Annotated in this window: 17 protein-coding genes; 8 read left to right on the top strand and 9 right to left on the bottom strand. The window is 69.0% G+C overall.

Features of this window, described 5'->3' with window-relative positions; all coding sequences use genetic code 11:
* The first annotated feature begins 66 nt into the window (after window positions 1-66).
* A complete protein-coding gene (locus ACIP64_RS25280) occupies window positions 67-600 on the top strand; it encodes a DUF4262 domain-containing protein (RefSeq protein WP_401590909.1) in 534 nt (177 codons plus the stop codon).
* A gap of 145 nt (window positions 601-745) precedes the next feature.
* Here the strand turns inward: ACIP64_RS25280 and ACIP64_RS25275 are convergent, their stop codons facing one another.
* A complete protein-coding gene (locus ACIP64_RS25275; protein WP_401590906.1) occupies window positions 746-1,531 on the bottom strand; it encodes an SDR family NAD(P)-dependent oxidoreductase in 786 nt (261 codons plus the stop codon).
* A gap of 85 nt (window positions 1,532-1,616) precedes the next feature.
* On the opposite strand from ACIP64_RS25275, the gene ACIP64_RS25270 reads away from it, so the two are divergent.
* From ACIP64_RS25270 to ACIP64_RS25260, 3 genes are all read left to right on the top strand, one after another.
* On the top strand, window positions 1,617-2,453 hold the full coding sequence (locus ACIP64_RS25270; protein ID WP_401590904.1) for a helix-turn-helix transcriptional regulator: 837 nt from the start codon (window positions 1,617-1,619) through the stop codon (window positions 2,451-2,453).
* Between the two features lie 856 nt (window positions 2,454-3,309).
* Window positions 3,310-3,975 (top strand): winged helix-turn-helix transcriptional regulator, encoded by a 666-nt coding sequence (locus tag ACIP64_RS25265; protein WP_401590901.1) that lies wholly within the window; start codon window positions 3,310-3,312, stop codon window positions 3,973-3,975.
* 176 nt (window positions 3,976-4,151) lie between these two features.
* Entirely contained in the window at window positions 4,152-5,018 is an 867-nt protein-coding gene (locus ACIP64_RS25260; RefSeq protein ID WP_401590899.1) for an NAD(P)H-binding protein, read from the top strand.
* Between the two features lie 36 nt (window positions 5,019-5,054).
* Here ACIP64_RS25260 and ACIP64_RS25255 read toward each other — a convergent pair whose 3' ends face one another.
* Together ACIP64_RS25255 and ACIP64_RS25250 are read right to left on the bottom strand one after the other, a co-directional pair.
* Window positions 5,055-5,522: a winged helix-turn-helix transcriptional regulator gene (locus ACIP64_RS25255; protein WP_401590896.1), complete on the bottom strand. Its 468-nt coding sequence runs from the start codon at window positions 5,520-5,522 to the stop codon at window positions 5,055-5,057.
* Between the two features lie 296 nt (window positions 5,523-5,818).
* Entirely contained in the window at window positions 5,819-6,721 is a 903-nt protein-coding gene (locus tag ACIP64_RS25250) for a PIG-L family deacetylase (protein WP_401590893.1), read from the bottom strand.
* 183 nt (window positions 6,722-6,904) lie between these two features.
* Here ACIP64_RS25250 and ACIP64_RS25245 point away from each other — a divergent pair, with 183 nt between their 5' ends.
* The gene (locus ACIP64_RS25245) at window positions 6,905-8,359 is read left to right on the top strand and encodes an MFS transporter (RefSeq protein ID WP_401590890.1); all 1,455 of its coding nucleotides are present in this window, start codon (window positions 6,905-6,907) and stop codon (window positions 8,357-8,359) included.
* 224 nt (window positions 8,360-8,583) lie between these two features.
* On the opposite strand, the gene ACIP64_RS25240 is transcribed toward ACIP64_RS25245, so the two are convergent.
* Complete coding sequence (locus tag ACIP64_RS25240) at window positions 8,584-9,000, bottom strand: VOC family protein (RefSeq protein ID WP_401590887.1); 417 nt, start codon at window positions 8,998-9,000, stop codon at window positions 8,584-8,586.
* A 175-nt stretch (window positions 9,001-9,175) separates the two neighbouring features.
* Between ACIP64_RS25240 and ACIP64_RS25235 the strand changes: the two genes are divergently transcribed.
* Entirely contained in the window at window positions 9,176-9,634 is a 459-nt protein-coding gene (locus ACIP64_RS25235; RefSeq protein ID WP_401590884.1) for a winged helix-turn-helix transcriptional regulator, read from the top strand.
* 572 nt (window positions 9,635-10,206) lie between these two features.
* Here the strand turns inward: ACIP64_RS25235 and ACIP64_RS25230 are convergent.
* The 4 genes from ACIP64_RS25230 to ACIP64_RS25215 all read right to left on the bottom strand — a co-directional run bounded on the left by ACIP64_RS25230 (window position 10,207) and on the right by ACIP64_RS25215 (window position 14,728).
* Complete coding sequence (locus ACIP64_RS25230; protein ID WP_401590882.1) at window positions 10,207-11,094, bottom strand: NmrA family NAD(P)-binding protein; 888 nt, start codon at window positions 11,092-11,094, stop codon at window positions 10,207-10,209.
* 433 nt (window positions 11,095-11,527) lie between these two features.
* On the bottom strand, window positions 11,528-12,157 hold the full coding sequence (locus tag ACIP64_RS25225) for a TetR/AcrR family transcriptional regulator (RefSeq protein WP_401590879.1): 630 nt from the start codon (window positions 12,155-12,157) through the stop codon (window positions 11,528-11,530).
* 297 nt (window positions 12,158-12,454) lie between these two features.
* Window positions 12,455-13,114, bottom strand: a complete 660-nt coding sequence (locus ACIP64_RS25220; RefSeq protein WP_401590876.1) for a fasciclin domain-containing protein — start codon at window positions 13,112-13,114, stop codon at window positions 12,455-12,457.
* A 72-nt stretch (window positions 13,115-13,186) separates the two neighbouring features.
* On the bottom strand, window positions 13,187-14,728 hold the full coding sequence (locus ACIP64_RS25215) for a molybdopterin-dependent oxidoreductase (RefSeq protein ID WP_401591116.1): 1,542 nt from the start codon (window positions 14,726-14,728) through the stop codon (window positions 13,187-13,189).
* A gap of 174 nt (window positions 14,729-14,902) precedes the next feature.
* Here ACIP64_RS25215 and ACIP64_RS25210 point away from each other — a divergent pair, with 174 nt between their 5' ends.
* Window positions 14,903-15,223: a DMT family transporter gene (locus tag ACIP64_RS25210; RefSeq protein WP_401590873.1), complete on the top strand. Its 321-nt coding sequence runs from the start codon at window positions 14,903-14,905 to the stop codon at window positions 15,221-15,223.
* Window positions 15,224-15,656: 433 nt separating this feature from the next.
* Here the strand turns inward: ACIP64_RS25210 and ACIP64_RS25205 are convergent, their stop codons facing one another.
* A complete protein-coding gene (locus ACIP64_RS25205) occupies window positions 15,657-18,509 on the bottom strand; it encodes a TIGR03767 family metallophosphoesterase (RefSeq protein ID WP_401590870.1) in 2,853 nt (950 codons plus the stop codon).
* A gap of 128 nt (window positions 18,510-18,637) precedes the next feature.
* Between ACIP64_RS25205 and ACIP64_RS25200 the strand changes: the two genes are divergently transcribed.
* Window positions 18,638-19,261, top strand: a complete 624-nt coding sequence (locus tag ACIP64_RS25200) for a hypothetical protein (protein WP_401590868.1) — start codon at window positions 18,638-18,640, stop codon at window positions 19,259-19,261.
* The last annotated feature ends 2 nt before the right edge of the window (window positions 19,262-19,263 follow it).

Here is a 19,263-nt window from a genome sequence, read left to right as displayed (position 1 = left end):
GTGCGGGGTCGTTGTGGCGCGAGGAATCGGGAGTTGGGGCCAAGCCATACAAGTATCCTCACGGCCATGCCCACCGGTCACACCGCCTGCCACTGCGTCGTCTGCCAGGACAACACCGAACTGGATCCCCGCACCCGAGCGACTGTCAACGCCATCCATCAGCACGGGTGGCAGGTCATGATGGTCCCCGCCGACGACCGGGGACCCGGCTGGGCCTACACCATCGGCCTCTGGCACAACCACCGTATGCCCGGGCTTGCCATGTTCGGCCTGGACATCCGCTTGATGCAGACGGTCCTCAACGACCTCGGACAGCGCGCTGTTGAAGGGCACTCCCTGGGGGCCGACCAGAAACGGGACGATGCCGCGAGCGTGCCCGTCGTGCTCAAGACCGTCGACTACCGCTGGTACAAGGCGTTCTTCGGTGCCGCAATCGGCTACTACACCAAGCCGCCCTTCCCCTTCCTCCAAGTCGTCTGGCCGAACCGCGACGGAACCTACCCCTGGCAGTCCGGCGGAGAAGACCTCCTGGATCTCCAACCCCGACTGGACCTGCACCCCGACAAACACCCTGGCGGGGTATGGACACAGGACCTGTGAACGTCCGGGTCCACCCGAACCGCCTGGGACTCAGCGCACCCTGGGAATGCTCCTACGACACCTGATCCGGACCCCGCCGCGATGGCGCTGCGGGGCTTGCTCTCGCCCAGGGGGACCCGGCGGCCCACGGCCCGGGCCGTTCTTGTCAGGCGCCGGCGCCCCCGTCGACCGGCAGGATCGCGCCGGTCACGTACGAGGCCCGGTCGCTGAGCAGCCACGCGGCCGCCTCGGCGATCTGGCGCGGCTCGGCCATCCGGCCGAGCGGAATCTTCGCGGTCATCTGCTCGACGACGCCGGGAGTCGCCGCCTCCCAAGTGTCGATCATCTCCGTGGAGGTGCCACCGGGGGTGATGCCGTTGACCCGGATGCGGTCACCGGCCCAGTTCACCGCGGCGGTCTCGGTGAGGCTGTTGAGAGCGCGCTTCATGGCGCCGTAGGCGGGCAGGGCGGGGTTCGCGCGGCGGCTGCCGATGCTCGAGGTGTTGACGATCGCCCCGCCGCCGCCCCGTCGCATGAGTGAGGCCTCGGCGGTCATGGCGGTCCAGTGCGAGCGGAAGTTCACGGCGAACTGCTCGTCGATGTCCTCGTCGCTGGTGGTCTCGACCGGGCCGAACTGCTGCTGAGGGACCGCGCCGTTGTTGAAGGCGCCGTCGAGCCGTCCGTGCAGCTTTTCGACGTGGTCGACAGCTGCGCGGATGCTCGCGGTGTCGGCGAGATCCAGGGTGACGGCGTCGGCGAGGCCGCCGTCGGCGCGGATCTGGGTGACGAGGCGATCGAGGGCGTCGGTGCTGCGCGCGGCGAGCACGACGGCGGCGCCCTCGGAGGCAAAAAGCCGGGCCGCAGCCGCCCCGATGCCGCGGCTGGCGCCGGTGATGAAAACGACCTTGCCGGTGAGCAGGCCGATGGGTGCGAGGTCAGTGGTGTTCGTCATGACGCCAGTGTCAGATCGGCCGCGGGCCGGATGGAGGCACAGGCTGTACCAGGATGCCTCACCGCACAGCGTGCAGACTCGGGGTATGGACAAGCAGGAACTCGGGGCGTTCCTCCGCAGCCGTCGCGAGCGGCTGCGGCCGGAGGATGTCGGCCTTCCCTCCGGACCACGACGCCGGACACCGGGGCTGCGCCGCGAGGAGGCCGCGGTCCTCGCGCACATCTCCACGGAGTACTACATCCGGCTCGAGCAGGGCAGGGCCCCCTGGCCGTCGGGCGAGGTCCTCGCCGGGATCGCGGGCGCGCTGCGGCTCACCGACGCCGAGTCCGACCACCTCCACGTCCTCGCGGGCACCGCGCCGACTCGTCACCGGATGCACCGACGCGACGTCCGCCCGAGCATCCTGGCGCTCCTCGAGCGGCTGCCGCAGACGGCGGCCTTCGTGATGTCCGCCGCGTTCGAGGTGCTCGCATGGAACGACCTCGCGGCCGCACTCATGGAGGACTTCGCCCAGCGCGCCCCCGAGGACCGCAATCTCGCACGCCGCGCATTCCTCGAGCCGCAAGGCACCGAGGCGCCGCTGTACGGGATCTCCGACGCCGCCGAATTCCGCCACCAGGTGGTCATGCAGCTGCGCGCCGCCCTCGCCCACTATCCGACGGATCCTGTACTGGTCGGCCTCGTCGACGAACTGCGCGACGCCAGCCCCGTCTTCGCGCGGCTCTGGGAACGGCACGACGTACAGGCCGCACCCATGCTCACCAAGACCTTCCTCCACCCGGTCGTCGGACCGATCACCGTCGACTGCGACACGCTCGCCCTCACCGACCGCGACCAGTACCTCGTGCTCTACAGCGCGCCACCAGGATCCCCCGGCACCGAGGCACTGGCCCTGCTGAACATCCCGGGATCCGAAGCCTGAATATCCGCCGTGGCGCCGCGGTCGGCCACGGCCAACGCCGTCGCCGGCTGCGAGCGACCTGGTGACCCGAGTCGCCCGTGGCTCCTGGTCCGACACCCCGGGCCGACGATCCTGGCCGAGGACGTCGTGGAGCATGTCCTCCCGCTGAACTTCGGCATCGCAGGCGGACCTGCCACTGAGTCGGCCATGTCGGACAGGGCAGGCTCGACGCACTCGGCCTGGCCCTGCCGTAGTGCTCTTCGACAGCCTGTACACCGACGCCGCCGTCAAGCAGTTCGCGGCCGTGCCGTGTCCGGCGGCTGCTCGACCCGCACACGGGCGAGGCAGATGACGGCGAGGACGGAGACCCCGCGCGCCTCTTACTCCGGGTGCCCGCCACGTTCATGCCGCTCCCTCCTGGTCACCGACGGACCGATGACATGTTGAAACACGAACGAATCTCCATTAGGCCGGTCGGGAAGGTTTCCGCTCGTGCGGTAGTTCTAAAACCAGTAGCATTGACTATATGTTTTAGAAGCATCTTTCGATCTTGCGTCGAGATGCTTGACCGCACACGGAAGGACGGGCTCATGGACCGGGGAAGCACGTGGATGGTGGGAGTCCGCCTCCCCTCTGCCGCACGGAGCGCAGTCCGCCACTTCTACCTGGTGGACGGGGCGGTCAGCGTCGTGGAAGCACGCAGCGCTGCCGTCAGCGAGGCCGGGCACGCTGCCGATCTTGCGGGTCGGCACGGTGCCGCGCACGACACTCTGCACGTGGAGGTGCAGCGCGTCGTGCGGGACCCGCTGGGCAGGGTCGGACTGTCCGCCCCCTTGCCCCTCGAGGGGTCGGGCGCCTCACTCGTCCGGGACGCGTCATGAGCCGCTCCTACGAGCAGGTGTGTCACATCGCCCGCGCACTCGACGTGCTGGGCGAGAGGTGGACGCTGCTCATCGTGCGAGAGCTCACTTTGGGGCCACGCCGCTACAGCGATCTGCTCGATGCCTTGCCGGGGATGGGTACCAGCCTTCTCGCCGCACGGCTGAAGCACCTGGGCGAATACGACGTCGTGCGCCGTACGACACTGCCCGGCCCGGGACGCGCCGCGGCCTACGAGCTGGGCACCCGGGGCGAGGCCCTGATGCCGCTCCTGGCCTCCCTGGCCTCCTGGGGCGGAGGCCTTGAGCCTTCGCCGCCCGGATACACCGACCGTGCCGCATGGAGTCTGGTGGCCATGCGCCTCACCGCTCCCGGGGAGGCGGCAGGCTTCACCACGCTCACGGAGCTGGTCGTGGGCGAGGAGACTCTGTGGCTGCAAGGCGACGGTGAGCAGGTTCGGGCCGGGATCGGGCCTGCACCGGTGGCACCGGGTATGCGGCTGACCTGCGGGAAGACCACGCTCTTCGCCCTCGCCAAGGGCCAGGCCGATGTCGATGGCGCGATTGCTCGCGGAGACCTCGTCGTCGAGGGCGACCCTGCCACCGCACGGTTGTTCTTTGCGCTGTTCACCCTGCCCGACGGCCATCAAGCGCCTTCTCACTGATCCTGCCTCCGGCGACGGTGCGCGAGCCCGAACGGGCACGCCTCGACGGTTTGCCTTGATGCCGGCCACCACGCCGGTCATGGCCGTACGCGCCCCGCCCCGCAAGCACACGCACACCACCTTCCGCCCCTGAACGCGGGGAGCGGAGCACATCGAGGAGAAGGAGACCCTTGTCCATGACGCGCAATCTTCTGGTCATCGGAGCGACCGGCCAGACCGGCCGGCACACCACCGAAATACTCCTCCAGCGCGGCCACCGTGTCCGCGCGCTCGCCCGAAGGGCCGACGAGCGCTCCGCGAAGCTCGCCGGCCTCGGTGCGCAGATTGCGATCGGAGACGTCCACGATCTCGGTTCCCTCGCTCGGGCGACCGAAGGAATCGACGCCGTCTACTTCACCTACCCGATCGCCCCCGGCCTCATGGACGCCACCGCGAACCTCGCCCAGGCTGCCGAGGAGAACGGGGTGGGCGCGATCGTCAACATGTCCCAGATCTCCGCTCGCCGCGAGGCCGGCAGCAACGCGGCACGGCAGCATTGGGTCGCCGAGCGGCTGCTGGACCGCGCTCAGGCCGCAGTCACCCACCTGCGTCCCACGTTCTTCGCCGAATGGCTGACCAACATGTGGGACGGGACAGGCGAACTGCGTCTTCCGTTCGCCGACGCGCGGCATGCACCGATCGCCGCCGCCGACCAGGCGAGGGTCATCGCGGCGATCCTCGCGGATCCCGACCCGCACGCCGGCAGGACCTACCCGCTCCACGGAGCCGTCGAGCTCGACCACTACGAGATCGCCGAGGCGATGTCCCGGGCCTTGGGCCGAAAGGTCACCTACACGCCCATCGAACTTGAGGAGTTCACCGCCATCCTGGACAAGCGCGGGGCCTCGCCCCACCTCGTCCAGCACCTCCTCGCCGTGGCGGTCGACTACCGCAACGGCGTCTTCTCCGGGATGAACGACGTGGTGAAGAGGATCGGCGGCGCCGACCCCCTTACCGCGGAATCCTTCGTCGCCCAGAACCGGGCCTTCTACGAGGCCACCTGAGGCCCGCGGGGCCCGAAGTCGGGAACCTGCGCCTCGTCAGCACCCCTGGGACGCATGGACGGAGATCTCTCCCGACCGGACCGGCCTGCCGCACGCTTGGCAGCAGACCTCGGCGACGAACACCGCGCCGCAGACGTCATGCAGGAAGTCGCCCCGGGGCACTGCCTCCTCGCCATGGGTATCACCCCATCGCTTGAGCACCAGGATGACGTGTCCGAGTTCCCGCCCCTTCCGGGTGAGTTCGTACCCGGCCAGTCGGCCCTTCTCGGGCGAGTGCGGCTGCAGAATCCCTGACGCGGTGAGCTTTCGAAGCCTTGAGGACAGGACGTCTCTGGGAGCACCGACGTCCCGGAGGATGTCGGTGTAGCGGGAGGCGCCGAAGGCGACGGCGCGCACGATGTGCAAGGACCATCGATCGCTGATCGCGTCCAAGGCGACTGCCAGCACATCCCTTTGAGGTTTGGATTCCAAACCATGACGTGTATGCTTCGTGTGGTTTGACATTCAAACCACACTACTCGAGGGAGGATGCTGCGACCGTCGTGTCCGCTGACCACGCATCTGTCCCGCGCCGCGCATCAACCCTGGCGCGTCGGCCGCGCCGTGACGGGTCCTCCTCACGTCCAGGGAGCACGTCCGCTCCGAGTCCCACCGCACCGGAAGAGGAACACCACTCCAGATCGGCCCCGCACGTCGGGGAACCGCTCACGTCCGGCGAGGGGTGGCGACGCACTGACGTGTGGACGGCCGGACCGCCGCACAGGACGGCCCGACCGAAAGACCATGCTGCGCCGACGTGTTCAGCGGCCCTCGCGGATGCCCTCGAACAGGTCGCTCTCCTTCCTTCCGCCGCCCTTCCAGGACGGGTCCACCAGTACGTACTCCTCGACAGGATTCTCGTGCCCGCTGACGCTCAACACCCGCAACAGGGCGGCGGCATCCGCCTGGCCGGCATGCGCCGCGAGGGCACGCAGTTTGCGGTCCCAGAAGCCGGACACGTCCACGACCGTCGTGACGCTGCCATCGTCGACGCCGATCTCCAAGGGCGGCGTCCAGACACCGGCTCCGAGGGCCGCCTCCGCGCGGGTTCGCACTGCTTTGAGACGGGAGTGGGAAAGGGCGATGTAGTACAGCTTCGGCATGCGCCGGTGGGGAGATGCGCCGCTCTCGCCTTGAGGCGGATATCCGCCGGCCTCCCGAACGCGCCCGATCGCGGCGACGGTCAGTTCGTGCGTACGGACATGATCCGGGTGGTAGGTGAGGCCGTTGGGCGGATAGGTCACGATCACCTCCGGCCGGTACTCCCCCATCAGCGCTTCAAGTTGCCGGACGATCGGCTCGCCCTCGAGTCTGCTGAACGCGCGGGGATCGATGTCGTTCACGGACTCGTGCATGCCGGAGTCGGGGTAACCCAGTTCGATCACGTCGCTGATGCCCAGCGCGGCCTTGGACATCGCCAGTTCACGGGACCGCCGCGCGGCCACCTGCTTCGCCCGGTGGTCACGATGGCCGGTCCCGCGGCCGAGGGCATCGTCGCCCTGGCCGCCGTCGGTGCACGTCACGAGAACCGTTCGAAACCCTTCGGCGGCGTATCTCGCAAGAGTGCCGCCCGTCTGGCTTGCTTCATCGTCCGGGTGCGCGTGAACAACCATCAGCGTAGGCAGCCGGTTTTCCGGAGTTTTCAATTGCTTGGACCCTTCCACTCGGACAACAAAAAGACGCCGCGGACGCTGTGACTCGACACGGCCGTTACCGGACTTTCGGACGAACCCGGGCGGTCCGGTCACCACTCGATCCACGGCATTTCATGGTTGGACTTTCAAACCATACGTTGTTACGTTACCCGAGCACGCCGCAACTTCACAACAGACTAGGAGTGGTGAACGGTGATCAATGCAGAGCGAGCGCCTGCCGAGGAGAGTCCGATCCGGCCTCTCGGCGGATCTCCAGAAGAGGCACCTGCCGACAATCGACGGGCTCGTTGGGTGCTGGCCCTGGGCAGTCTCGGTGCCTTCGTGGTCTTCTTGGACACCACGATTGTGAACATCGCCTTCGAGACGATCAGTCACAGTTTCAACACCACAGCCGGACACCTGGCGTGGGTCCTCAACGCCTACAGCCTGGTATTCGCCGCCATGCTCATCCCGGCGGGTCGAGTGGCCGACCGGTACGGGCGCAAGAACATATTCATCGTGGGCATCGCGGGATTCGCGCTCATGAGCGCACTGTGCGGACTCGCGCCGAGTGCGGGCGTGTTGATCACGGCGCGCGCCCTGCAAGCGGTCTTCGCCGCACTCGTCGTTCCGTCTTCGCTGGCACTCGTCCTCCACGAGTTCCACGCGGCCCGTCGGCATGTCGCCATCGGCGTTTGGGGCGCGATGGCCGCCGCCGCGGCAGCGGTCGGCCCCACTCTTGGCGCGCTTCTCACCGAATACGCTTCCTGGCGCTGGATCTTCTTGGTCAACGTCCCGATCGCTGCGGTGATCGTGGCACTCGGCAGGCGCCTGCTCCATGAGTCCCGTGACCCGCATGCTTCAGGTATGCCCGACCCTCTCGGCGCGCTCCTTGTCGCTGTAATTCCCGCGCTTCTCAGCTTCTCCATCATCGAGGGCCCCTCTCGTGGATGGTCCGACGTCTGGGTGGTGGGCGGCTTCGTCGGAGCGGCTCTCGCGCTCCCCGCATTCCTGTGGCGGACTTCCAGGGCCGCACGTCCGGTGATGGACCTCACCCTTTTCAAGGAGCGTCAGTTCCGGGACATCAACATCGCAACCCTGTTGTTTTCCACCGCCTTCTTCGGCCTGCTGCTGGCCAACTTGATATTCCTCCAGACGGAATGGCATTACTCTGTGCTGCGTGCCGCGCTCGCAAGTTCCGCGGGGCCGATTGTTGTCACTGTCATCGCACGCTCCACGACCAAGCTCGCGGTCGTCGTAGGGCATCGGCGTGTACTGCTCGCCGGCGCTGTGACCTGGGCCCTCGGCTGCCTCGGTTTCGCCCTGTTCGTGGACGCGTCCCCGCATTGGGTCACTCACTGGCTGCCGTGGACCCTGCTCACCGGCGTCGGTATCGGCCTGACGCTGCCGGTGCAGTCCGGGGCCGCCGTAGCGAAGCTCCCTCCGGCACAGTTCGCCATTGGCTCCGCGATCAACTCGAGCTTCCGGCAACTGGGCGCGGTTCTGGGGGTGAGCATCTTCGTCGCGCTCCTGGGAACGTCCAAGCTGGGCCCAGCCGTGAGCAACTTCCAGCACATCTGGTGGGTGTTCGCCGCTCTCGGCCTTGCCGCAGGTGTCGTCCAGTCCCTGCCCCGCCTGCGAGCAGGTGCCGAACCCTCCGGGAACTGAGACTTCTGTGCTCGGTCCGTACTGAACGGGCCCACGTCTGACCATGGGACCGGGTGACTCAATGCAGCGCAGTGAAGCAACGCCGTATTGAGTCACCCGGCTGTTCGGGCCGAGGTCCCGGGCCGCAAGCAGGACAAAGGGCGTCCGCCGGCTCGTGTGTGACGACGAGCCTGGACGCCCTTTCGCCGGCAGTCGGTTGTTCCGTGAGCGCGAGTGCGCGAAGCTCAGGCGGCCGATTTCGCCGTCACGTTGAGCAGCCACGCTGTACCGAACCTGTCGACGCACTGTCCGTGCAGGGCGCCCCATGCGGACGTGGCGAACGGCACCGTGATCGTTCCGCCGTCGGAGAGCCTGCCCCAGTACTCAGTGAGGTCCGCCTCGTCACCGCCGAGCGCCACCGAGAAGGAACCGCCGGTCCTGCGCTCTTCCGAGGCCGGCGCGTCCGACCCCATGAGCACGACGCCTGCCGCTCCCTTGAGCATCGAGTGCGCGATCAGGTGCTCTTCCTCAGCGGCCTGAGCCCTGTGGAGATCCGCGAACGTGGCGATGTCCAGTGTGCCCCCGAAGATCGACTGGTAGAACTCCATCGCTTCGCGAGCGTTGCCGGCGAAGTTCAGGTAAGGAGTGACTCGAGCGGTCATGATCGTCCCCTTTGTTTGGTTTGCTTTTCAAACCGTAACAGTGGGACTCGACGGCCTTCAACAAGGCCGAGCAGTGCGAGGGGGCGGCAGCCCAGGTGGAAGTGCTTGCGCACTGCCTCCATGGCACCGACGGTGAACAGTTTGGTTCACAAACCGTAAATTGATAGAGTCAAACATGCCCGAAAATCCAGTAGTCCCCGGACGGCCTTGCGCAGCCGCCGCAACCCTGGAGCTGGTCGGTGACCGCTGGGCGTTGCTGATCGCCCGCGAGATCATGTTCGGCAACCGGCGGTTCAGTCAGATCGCCCGCAACACCGGCGCCCCCCGCGACCGCCTCGCCGCACGACTGAAATCCCTCGTGGCCAACGGCATCCTCGAAAAGAGCGAGTACCAGGCCACGCGGTTCGAGTACCACCTGACCCAGGCAGGCAAAGAGCTCTTCCCCCTGCTCATCAGCCTCCTGGCATGGGGGGACCGCTGGGCCGTCGAAGAGCCGCCCATGATCGTCGAACACCATGGCCATCAGGTCCAAGCCACGACCGTGTGCAGCGTCTGCGGGGAGACGATCGACGGGCGAGGCCTGCACTGGACCCCCAACACGCCCGGCTGGTCGATGTCAGGTCCCGAGGCGTAGTCCGTCCCTATTGCCGCGAAGTACCCGCGAAGGACGACCGGGCCGCCTCGCGCCAGGTACCTGGCCGACCATGCGAAGAGCTGCGCGCCACAGCGGTCGGCGTCTCCGGGCTGGTGTACGACGTGTCCTCCGGAGCCGTCGAGGTCGTCGTTGAGTCCTCCCTCAAGTGGCTGCGGTGCATGCGGTTCTGACTGGCCGGGTGCGCAAGGCGGCGCCCCGAAGATGCACGGCGCCCGGACCGAAACCTTCCCCGCGCCGTCAACACCGACGAACGTGAACGGGCTTCCAAACCCTTGGCATCAGAACGGACATCACGCGCCGCATACGTGTCGCCCCTGCGGTCGACGCAGCCACGGGAGCTCTCGCCCTGATCGCAGGCGGCCGTGCCAACGCCGCCGCACCGGTGGAGCAGACACCACACGCGCCCGCCCGTCGCCGTGGTCCACGGCTCCCGGGCCGGCGACCACCGCTGGGTCGCCGTCACCCAGCAATTGCAGCGCCACAGGCCCCGTCAAGATCACTCACCACGCCCCGCGGGGCGTCCGATACGGCGGCGCAAAGCGCTCCCGTCATCAGCCTGCTGCGGCCGCGTAGTCGAGTTCGAACAGCGAGCGGTGCTCGTTGAGGAAGTCCTCGACGGTCTGGAGGGGCCGCCCGGTGATGCGCGAGGCGGTGTCCGTGACCCCTGCCAGGCGGCCCTCCTGCTGGTCGATGGCGACCGCTTCGAAGTGCTTGAGCTTGGCGGTGTCATCCGGGATGCCGATCAGCTCCAGGAACGTCGTCACGGTGACCCGCTCGAAGGGAAGGTCGCGGCCCAGGACCCGGCTGACCTCGGCCGCGAGTTCCTCGTGGCTGTACTCGACCGGCCCGGTGAGGATCAGGGCCTGCCTGGCATACTCGGCGGGCTTGGTGAACAGCTTCGCCGCGGTCAGGGCGATGTCGCTGGCGGTGATCGGCGCGAAGCGGCTGTCGGCATCGAAGGGCATGGCGTAGCGGCCGTAGCGGATCAGTCCGGAGATGTAGAGCAGCCACTGCGTGAAGAAGGTGACGCGCAGGTGCGTCGTCGGTACTCCGGACCAATTGAAGACCTGCTCGGTCAGCCAGTGGTTCTGCGTCGCCTTGCTGCGTGCGTCGGGCCGCGACTGGATGTGCGACATGTTCACGATGTATTCGAGGTTCTGCTCCTTGGCGGCCTGCGCGAACATCACCGCCGCCTCCACCAGGCCCTCGCCGACGGGGTAGTTGAAGTAGGCGCGCTGCACGCCCTTCAGGGCCGCGCGAACGTCGCGGAGGGTGAGCAGATCGCCGATGACGACCTCAGCCCCCTTGTCCCGCAGCCGCTGGGCCCGCTCGTCATCACTGCGGACCATCGCCCGCACATGGAAACCCTCCTTGAGCAAGTGGTCCACCATCGGGCGGCCGGTATCACCGGCAGCGGTCGTGATCAGGATCGTGGTCATGCGTGCTTCCTCACTGTGTCACTGATGTCGATGGCCGAGGCCGGCCGGATGACGCCGCTACGTCCCCGAGGCCGCCTGATGCGGTCACTGCATGACCTTCGTCAGGTGGTCAGCCCCATGACGAAATAGATTACAACCATAATCCATTACGGGCAAACGATCGCTTTCGCGTCTCTGACCTGCACGTTTGTGGCCGCTTCAACAAACGCTGGGAAGGCGGAGGCGGGATCGAGGCAAGTCTTCGGCGCCGCATCGAGGACTGGCATCCGACGACCAGCTCACCCCCAAGGCCCCGGCCCCGACAGGACCGGGTGTCGCGGCAGCCGGCATCGTGCCGTCGCCACGCCACTGAGCGGTCACGGCATTCCGCGCGGCTCGCCGGATCCGCGACGAAGCCCCCGACGCACGCCCGCCGGAACCTTACGCCGGGTTTTCAGGCCTCACCGCGGGCGGGCGCCGCCGCCTCTGAGGAGTGGCCCCCCGGCAGACGGTCCCGGTCCAGGGACTGCGCGAGAGACGCGAGTGCCGCCTGCAGGATCTCGTCGGACATACCGGTGGACGACGTGGCGCGAGCCAGCAGGATCGCCCCGACCAAGGTGCACGTGGCGACAAGCCCGTCGTCCCCGTCCTCGGTCATCCAGTCGACGAACCGCCCCACACCATCCGCGTACACCTGCTGCGAGGAGACGTGCCCCTCGTGCGCCGCCCGCGCCAGATCACCGGAAAACCCGGCTGAAGGACATCCCGCACCCGGGCTGTCACGGTGCTCCTGCGACAGATACTCCTCCACCAGGGCCCTGCGCGCCCCGGCCCGGTCGGCGCGCCTCTCATCCAGACCAGCCAGGTAGGCGTCCCTGTCGGCGAACGCCAGCGCCGCTGCCTCGGTCACCAGAGCGTCCTTGGACGCGAACTGCTTGTAGAACCCGCCATGCGTCAGCCCCGCGGACTTCATCAGATCCACCACACTGACGCCCTGCACGCCGCGCTCCCGGAACAACCGAGCAGCCACAGCGACGACACCGGCCCGGTTCCCCTCGGCCTGAGCCTTCGAAACGCGGCCCATGCGAGCACCCACCTTTCTTTTAAATGTCAAGCGACATCTATCATACGTCCCCGTGCGGGGTACGGAAGGCCGCACAGCGCTCACCCAGTGGACAGGGTTGCCGTCAGGACCGTCGGTGAGCCGGAAACCGTGACTCAGGGACACCGGTCCGTGACGGTTGGTCCTTGACGGCGATCTCGCCGCCAGGCCTGCCCGGACGCACGTCGATCAGGTCGTAGTTGAACCGCTCTCCCTCGCCTGTCTTCTCGTACGCCTGGCCGGGCCCGCGCGTGGCGGGCCCGGCCAGGAGAGCAGTGCCTACTGGGGCATGAGGACGGTGTCGACGATGTAGACGGTGGCGTTCGACGTGCTGACGTTGCCGCACACCACGTGGGAGGAGTCGTTCACGGTGTAGTCCTCGCCGGACCCGGCCGTGGTGAGCTTGCCCTTCTCCAAGGTCTCGAAGGATCCGTTGGCCAGTTGGGCCGGGGTGAGCCGCTGCCCGACCACGTGATAGGTGAGGATCTTGGTCAGCGTGGCCTTGTCGTTCAGCACCTTGTCCAGGTCGGCCTTCGGGATCTTCGCGAACGCGTCGTTCGTGGGCGCGAACACCGTGATGTTCTGGGCGTTGTTGAGCGTGTCGACCAGGCCGGCCTTCTTCACCGCGGCCACCAGTGTGGAGAGCACCGGGTTGTTCGAGGCGGCCGTGGCCACCGGGTCCTGAGCCATTCCGTCGAAGCTGCCCGCGCCGTCCTTGGGCACCGCGGAACAGGCCGCACCGAACGGCTTGTCCATGGCCATCGGGTCGCCGGGGCTCTGGTTGGCGGAGCCGTCGTCGGCCGGGCCGGAAGACGCCGTCATGGACGAGGCGTCGGAAGCCTTGTCCTGGTTGTCGCCGCCGCAGGCGGTCAGGACCAGCGGCAGGACGGCGGCAACGGCCACGGCGATCGCGGCACGGCGCAGGTGCAGGGTGTTCATCAGGGATTCTCCTTGATTGTTAGGGAGGGGAAGGCGGGGAGTGCCCGCCGGAGGTGGAGTCGGTGAGCCGGGTCAGTCCACGGTGATCACCACCGAGTGCCGGCCGCTGGCGCCGTCGGGGACGGTCCGCGTTCGCAGGGCGGTCTGGACCACTCCGGTGCCGTCGGTGGCTCGTGTGGTCAAGGTGTGCGGGCCGGGCGTGGCCTCCCAGGAGAAGGACCACTGCCGCCAGGTGTCGGTGGTGACCTGGGCGGCGAGGCGGGCGTCCCGCCACGGGCCGTCGTCGACGCGGACCTCGACGCGCTCGATGCCGCGGTGCTGGGCCCAGGCGACACCCGCGACCACGATGGTCCCGGCTTTCGGGCGGGCGAACGGCTTGGGAGTGTCGATGCGGGACTGCGTCTTGACCGGGGCCTCACGCGCCCACTCGCGCCTGACCCAGTAGGGGTCGTAGGCGGCGAAGGTCGTGAGTTCGAGATCCTCGATCCACTTGCACGCCGAGACGTATCCGTACAGGCCGGGAACGACCATGCGGACGGGGAAGCCGTGTGCCAGCGGCAGGGGTTCGCCGTTCATGCCGACCGCGAGCAGCGCGTCGCGCCCGTCCATGACCTCTTCGACGGGCGTCCCGATCGTCATGCCGTCCACCGAGCGGGAGACCAGCTGGTCCGCCGGGCCGCCCCGCGAGGGCGGCCGCACGCCGGCCTCGCGCAGCACGTCGGCGAGGCGCACGCCCAGCCAGCGGGCGTTCCCCACGTACGGGCCGCCGACCTCGTTCGAGACGCACGTCAACGTGATGTCCCGCTCGACCAGTTCACGGCGCAGCAGATCCCGGAAGCCGAGATCCAACGGCCGGGTGACCCCGGTCCCGTGGACGCGCAGTCGCCACCGCGTCGCGTCGACCTTCGGGACCACCAGCGCGGTGTCCACCCGGTAGAAATCGGCGTTCGGTGTGACGAGTGGGCTGATCCCGCGGATCCGCAGTGCCGCACCACGCGGCAACGAACGAGCGGGCGACCCCGGCAACGGCAGCCGGACAGCGGCGCGGGAGGCTACTGCCTCCTTGCCGGAGGAGGAGGCCAGGGCGCGTCCCAGTGCTCCGGCCGCGGCGGACCCCGCGGCCGCCGAAGCCGCGGCCAGCAGGAAGCGGCGGCGGTCGCCGGCCGCACGCGACTCCGCTTCGCTGACGGGCGTACCGACCCGCGTCAGGCGACCGGTCAGGAGCCACAGCACGGCCGCACCGGCCAGCCCGCCCGCCAGGGACGGCAATACATCGATGGCTCCGGCGGAGTCCGGCCGGCTCAGCGCTGCCGCCGCTCCCACCCCGCCGAAGACGAGCACACCCGCCGCGCCCGCGCGCCGGTGCCGCACGGCCAGCAGGCCCAGCACGGCTGCCAGCAATCCGAGCACGGCGAGAATGCCGAATTGCAGCACCAGCTTGTCGTGCGTGCCGAACGAGCGGATCGCCCAGTCCTTCACGGCCGCCGGCGTGCGATCGATCGCCGCACCGCCCACCGCGACCACCGGGCTTGCCTCCGGCCGCAGCACACCCGCCATCAACTCCGCCGCCGCCAGTGCGGCACCGGCGGTCAACAGCCCGCACAGTGCGCCCATGGCACTGCCCGTCAGTCGCCGCCTGCTCAAGATCTGCACGCCGGTGATTCGTCATGCCTGCGGCCCGGGATTGGTGACCTCACCCGTACGAGTGACCCGGGCCGCGCGGTACACCCGAAACCTGCGGTGCGGCCAGGAAAGCAGGCGATCCCCGCACAGGGGGGTCCCCGGGAGGTGCTGCCCCTGCCGCTTCACCTGGCCCTGATGTGCGGCGTGTTCGCCTTCCTCGCCCAGACCTGGGCTGTGCAGCGCACCTCGGCGAACCGGGCCAGTCTGCTGCTCGGCACGGAGCCCGTCCGGGCGGTGGTGTTCCGCACTGCCCTGGGCGGTGAGCGGCTCTCCGCGGTCACGGCCTCGGGACCGCGCTCATGGTCGTCGGCACGTACTGGGGGACAGTCCGGCGAACGCGCGCGCCGCGTCGGCAACGGACCCAAGGATCCGCGCTGTCCGAAGAAGGAGACCTCATGGCCGACCACGGCCCCTACGAACGTCTGATCGGCCTGCTCGACAGTGCCGGGACCCGATACAAGCTCCTGGACCACGCGCCGGAGGGCGGCACCGGGGCCGTCAGCGCACTGCGGGGGCATCCCGTGCCGGAGGCGGCGAAGTGCCTGGTGCCCAGCGTCAGGATTGGCAGGAAGGTCACGCGCCATGTGCCGGTGGTCGTCCCGGGCGACCGGCGGGTGGATCCCGACGCGGTCCGCGCCCTGTTCTCGGCTCGCTACGTCGGCTTCTGCGACGCGGAGAGGGCCGAGCAGCCGGCGCACGCCGTGTCCGGCCGTGTCTGTACTTCGACGCCGCCCGCCTCGGTCGCTCGCACACGCATCGCCGGCCCCGTCGCGGCTGACGCACGGGTCCTGACTCCGGCCCCCGCCGCTGGGCGGGGGCCGGCACCCCTGGGTTCAGACAGCAGGACGGGACGGGCCCGTCACAGGCCGGTGAGGGTGTGGGTGGGGCGCAGCGTGAACTGGCAGGACTCCCAGGGCGACCAGGTCGTGCTGTTGGGGTCGCTCTGCCTGCTGCGGTACAGCATGCCCGTGTCGTCGACGGCGAACATCTCGATCCGCCCCGGTCCGCTGCGTTCTGCGCAGACGTGCCGCATCCGCAGCGTGGTGGTGCCGAGCTGCGTCGGGACCAGGGCCCAGGGCTGCCACGTACCGCTGCCGGGCGCAGTCTCGAACCGGTGCCAGAGCTGCCCGTCGGGGTTGGTGCCGACGATCACCAGGCGTCCGTCGAGGTTGCGGGCCATGTCGACGGAGTCGAGGATGCCGTCGAGCGGGAAGACCCCGCCCCACTCGCTCTCCGTCTGGGCGTTGGCGATGTTCATCTTGCGCTGGATGAGCAGACCGTCCTCCTTGATGGCGATCAGCACGGCGCGGCCGTCGGCGCCGGTCTCGACGGCGAGCTGGATGGCGGTGCCGCCGAGCTGGGTCCACGGGGTGAACCAGCCGTTGGAGGGGGTGTCGTCGTTCAGGAAGTCCTGCCAGCGGTGGCGGATGGTGTTGTCGCCGCGGGTCGCGTAGACCTGCATGCCGCCCCACTGGTCCTGGACGGCGGTCGCCGAGGTGAACGCGGCGTCGAACTGCTGGGGGGCGGTGTAGGCGCCGCTGCCCGCGCTGGTCTGCGCGCGGCGGCTGACGGATCCGTTCTGGTCGATGGCGAACACCTCGACCCGGCCGTCCTGGTGGCCGGAGGCGGTGACGGACTGCCACCCCGGTCCGCTCGCGAGCTTCGTCCACGGCTGCAGGTCGCCGGCGGCGGTCGCCTGGCTGGTGTTCCAGAGGTTGCCCTGGGCGTCCGTGCCGAACAGTTCCAGACGCCCGTCCTTGTTGCGTGCCGCGGCGATCGGGGAGCCCAGCGGGTGCGGGGCGTGCAGCGGGAAGGGGGCCGGCAGGAGCAGTTGCGTGTTGCGGTCCTGGTTGACGCCCATGCGCCGGGTGATGCCGTGGCTCACCTCCTGCGGGTCGTTGGTGGCCAGCTCCCGTGCCAGGGAGGCCAGTTGTGCGGGGGTGCTGGTGTCGCCGCCGAAGGACAGGGGCGCGGCGGGGTCGACCATGGTGGTGAAGATCGAGATGGTGGCGGGCCCGGCGGCCGAGCCGAACTCCCCCGCGTTCTGCGCGTCGGGGCTGGCCATGATCTCGATGATGCGGCTCTGGATCGGCCAGTCGATGTGGGAGGCCGTGGAGATCTCCCAGAAGCCGCCGGAGATCGGGCTGCCCGCGGGCGTGGGGTGCGGGACGATCTTGTTGGCGTGGGTGTGCCCGTTGACCAGGGCGATGACGTTCGGGTAGCGCAGCAGCAGCGCCTTCAGCTCGTCGCCGGTGTGCCGGTCCCCGAAGATGCCGCCGAAGATGCCGTCGTCGAGGTTGTCCATGGTGTTCAGCGTGTGGTGGCAGAACAGGACGTACATCTTGTCCTGCACACCGGTCTGCGTGACGATGCGGTTCCTGGTGTCGATGTAGCGCGAGCTGTTGGCTCGCAGCTGCTGCTCCAGCCAGTCGAGCTGGTCGGTGTCGATCGAGCCGCCCGCGGCACCGGAGCCGAAGCCGTCGGTGTTGGTGTTGGTGGAGTCGAGGGTGATGTAGCGGATCAGGTCGCCGGAGCCGGAAGGGATCGCGTAGTAGGCCTTGTCGATGCCGACGCCCTGGAAGCCGTGGCCGACCGGCAGGCCGGCGGTGTTGAAGTGGTCCTGGATGAAGGCCTTGCGGGTCAGCAGCCGCCGGTTGGGGTCCGGGACGACCCGGGTGCCCTCCAGGTCCCAGGCGACCATCAGCTTGCCGAAGGTGCCGAGGTCGTCGTAGTCGTCCGGCAGGTCCGCGGAGGTGCCGGTGGTCTTGGACGAGCCGACCGTCATGCCCCGCACGTCGACGAGGTTGTTGTCGATGGGCTCGTTGCCCTGCCACAGGCCGTCGTGGTTGCCGTACGCGGCGTACCAGGGCATGCCGAGGCCGTGGGAGACGAACGGCCTGCGGGCCGCTCCGACCACGCCGCTCGCGTCGAGCAGCCCCGGGACGTAGGGGAATCCGAGGCCGGAGGTGCCGGTGTACTGGTTGCCCGGCACCTGCGCCGGCGGCACGGACGGGTAGTAGTAGTGGTTGTCCGCCGGGCCGCCGCCGGTCAGGGCGCCGCTGGAGAAGCTCTGGTCCAGGCCGGTCTGGCCGGAGTCCGGCACGATGGTCTGGCCGCCGTCGAGGAGGTCGATGTACCAGCGGTTCTCGTTGTGCTGGCAGTTGTCGATCGCGTCGCCGGTGACGATGGTGAACTGCAGCGGCTTCTTGCTCCGCGGGCCCTTGCCGACGGCCGCGACGGCCTGGCACATGGCGTCCACGACCTGCGTCGACAGGAACTCATGGCCCCGGTAGGCCGAGTCGGTGGGGTACGAGGCGTAGTGCGGGGCGCCGTCGTCGGCGTAGCGGTCCATGAACTCCAGGCGGGCCGGAGACTGGTCGTCCACGATGTGCAGATCGGTCAGCTGGGCGAACGCGGCCAGTGCCATGGTCGGGGGGCCGAAGCGGTACCAGAGGTCGGTGCGGATGGTGTGCGGCTCCCCGGGGCCGGCGACCAGCCGCTGGTAGCCCGTGCCCGGCGCGTAGCTCGCCCGCTGCACCGTCTGGTCCCAGGTGGTGACCGCCCGCGCGTCCGATGCGGTGGCGGCGGCCGCCTTGCGGCCGCGTACCGAGGTGGCGGCCTCGGCGGCGGCACGGAAGCCGCCGGCGTCGATGGCCGCCGCCACCACGCCCACTCCGGTCGTCGTCAGTAGCCTTCTTCGCGAGATACCCACGCCGTGTCTCCCAGGAAAGGTCGAACTCGTCTCTCCCCCTGCGGCGTTCCATTGCGTTCCGCCGTGTTCCACGGGGAGACACGGGTGCCGCAGGTGCAACGGGCGCCGTGGTCTGGCAGGATCCGCGGGTGTCCGCATCCTTGTACGAATCCCATGTGACAGTGCGCTGCTCCGGCCCCGGCGAGTGGGGGCGGCTCGGGCGATGGGCGGCATCGCGTGATCTGAAGCTGACGCACATCGTGCTGGCACGCGGCAGGATGCGCGAGCAGCCCATGCTCACGCTGTCCGGTTCCCCGTCCTACGCCGAACAGGCCGCGCACGCGCGGGACGTCGTAGCGGGCCTTCGCGCGGACGGTTTCGCGCCGGTGCGGGTGAAGACCGAGTCCGCGCCATGGGCCGCGGAGGTGCCGGCGCTGCTCGACGGGGACGACGAACGGTACTTTGAGCACCACGTGAAGCTGCTGCTCGACGCGGACACAGACCTGGCCGCACTCGCGGCCCGGGTGGTGCCGCACGGCGCCCACCTGTCGTGGAACGCCCTGCGGGTGCGGGCCGGCGCACGGCACGAGCGGTTCGTGACGCAGCGGTGCCGCGACGTGGGCGCCGACGGGGCGGGGCGGGCCCTGGAGCGGCTGCTGACGGAGCTGGACGGGGCGGTGGTGCTGGGCGTGGAGCGGGAGTTCGTGCTCCACGACAGCGACCTCTCCGTGGACGACGGCTGGATCGAGCAGCCCGTGGGAGTACGGACATGAGC

This window comes from Streptomyces sp. NPDC088733, assembly GCF_044751185.1.
In the GTDB taxonomy this organism is placed as follows: domain Bacteria; phylum Actinomycetota; class Actinomycetes; order Streptomycetales; family Streptomycetaceae; genus Actinacidiphila.
The sequence above is the reverse complement of the archived record's forward strand: the minus strand, read 5'-3'. Positions and strand labels throughout refer to the sequence as shown.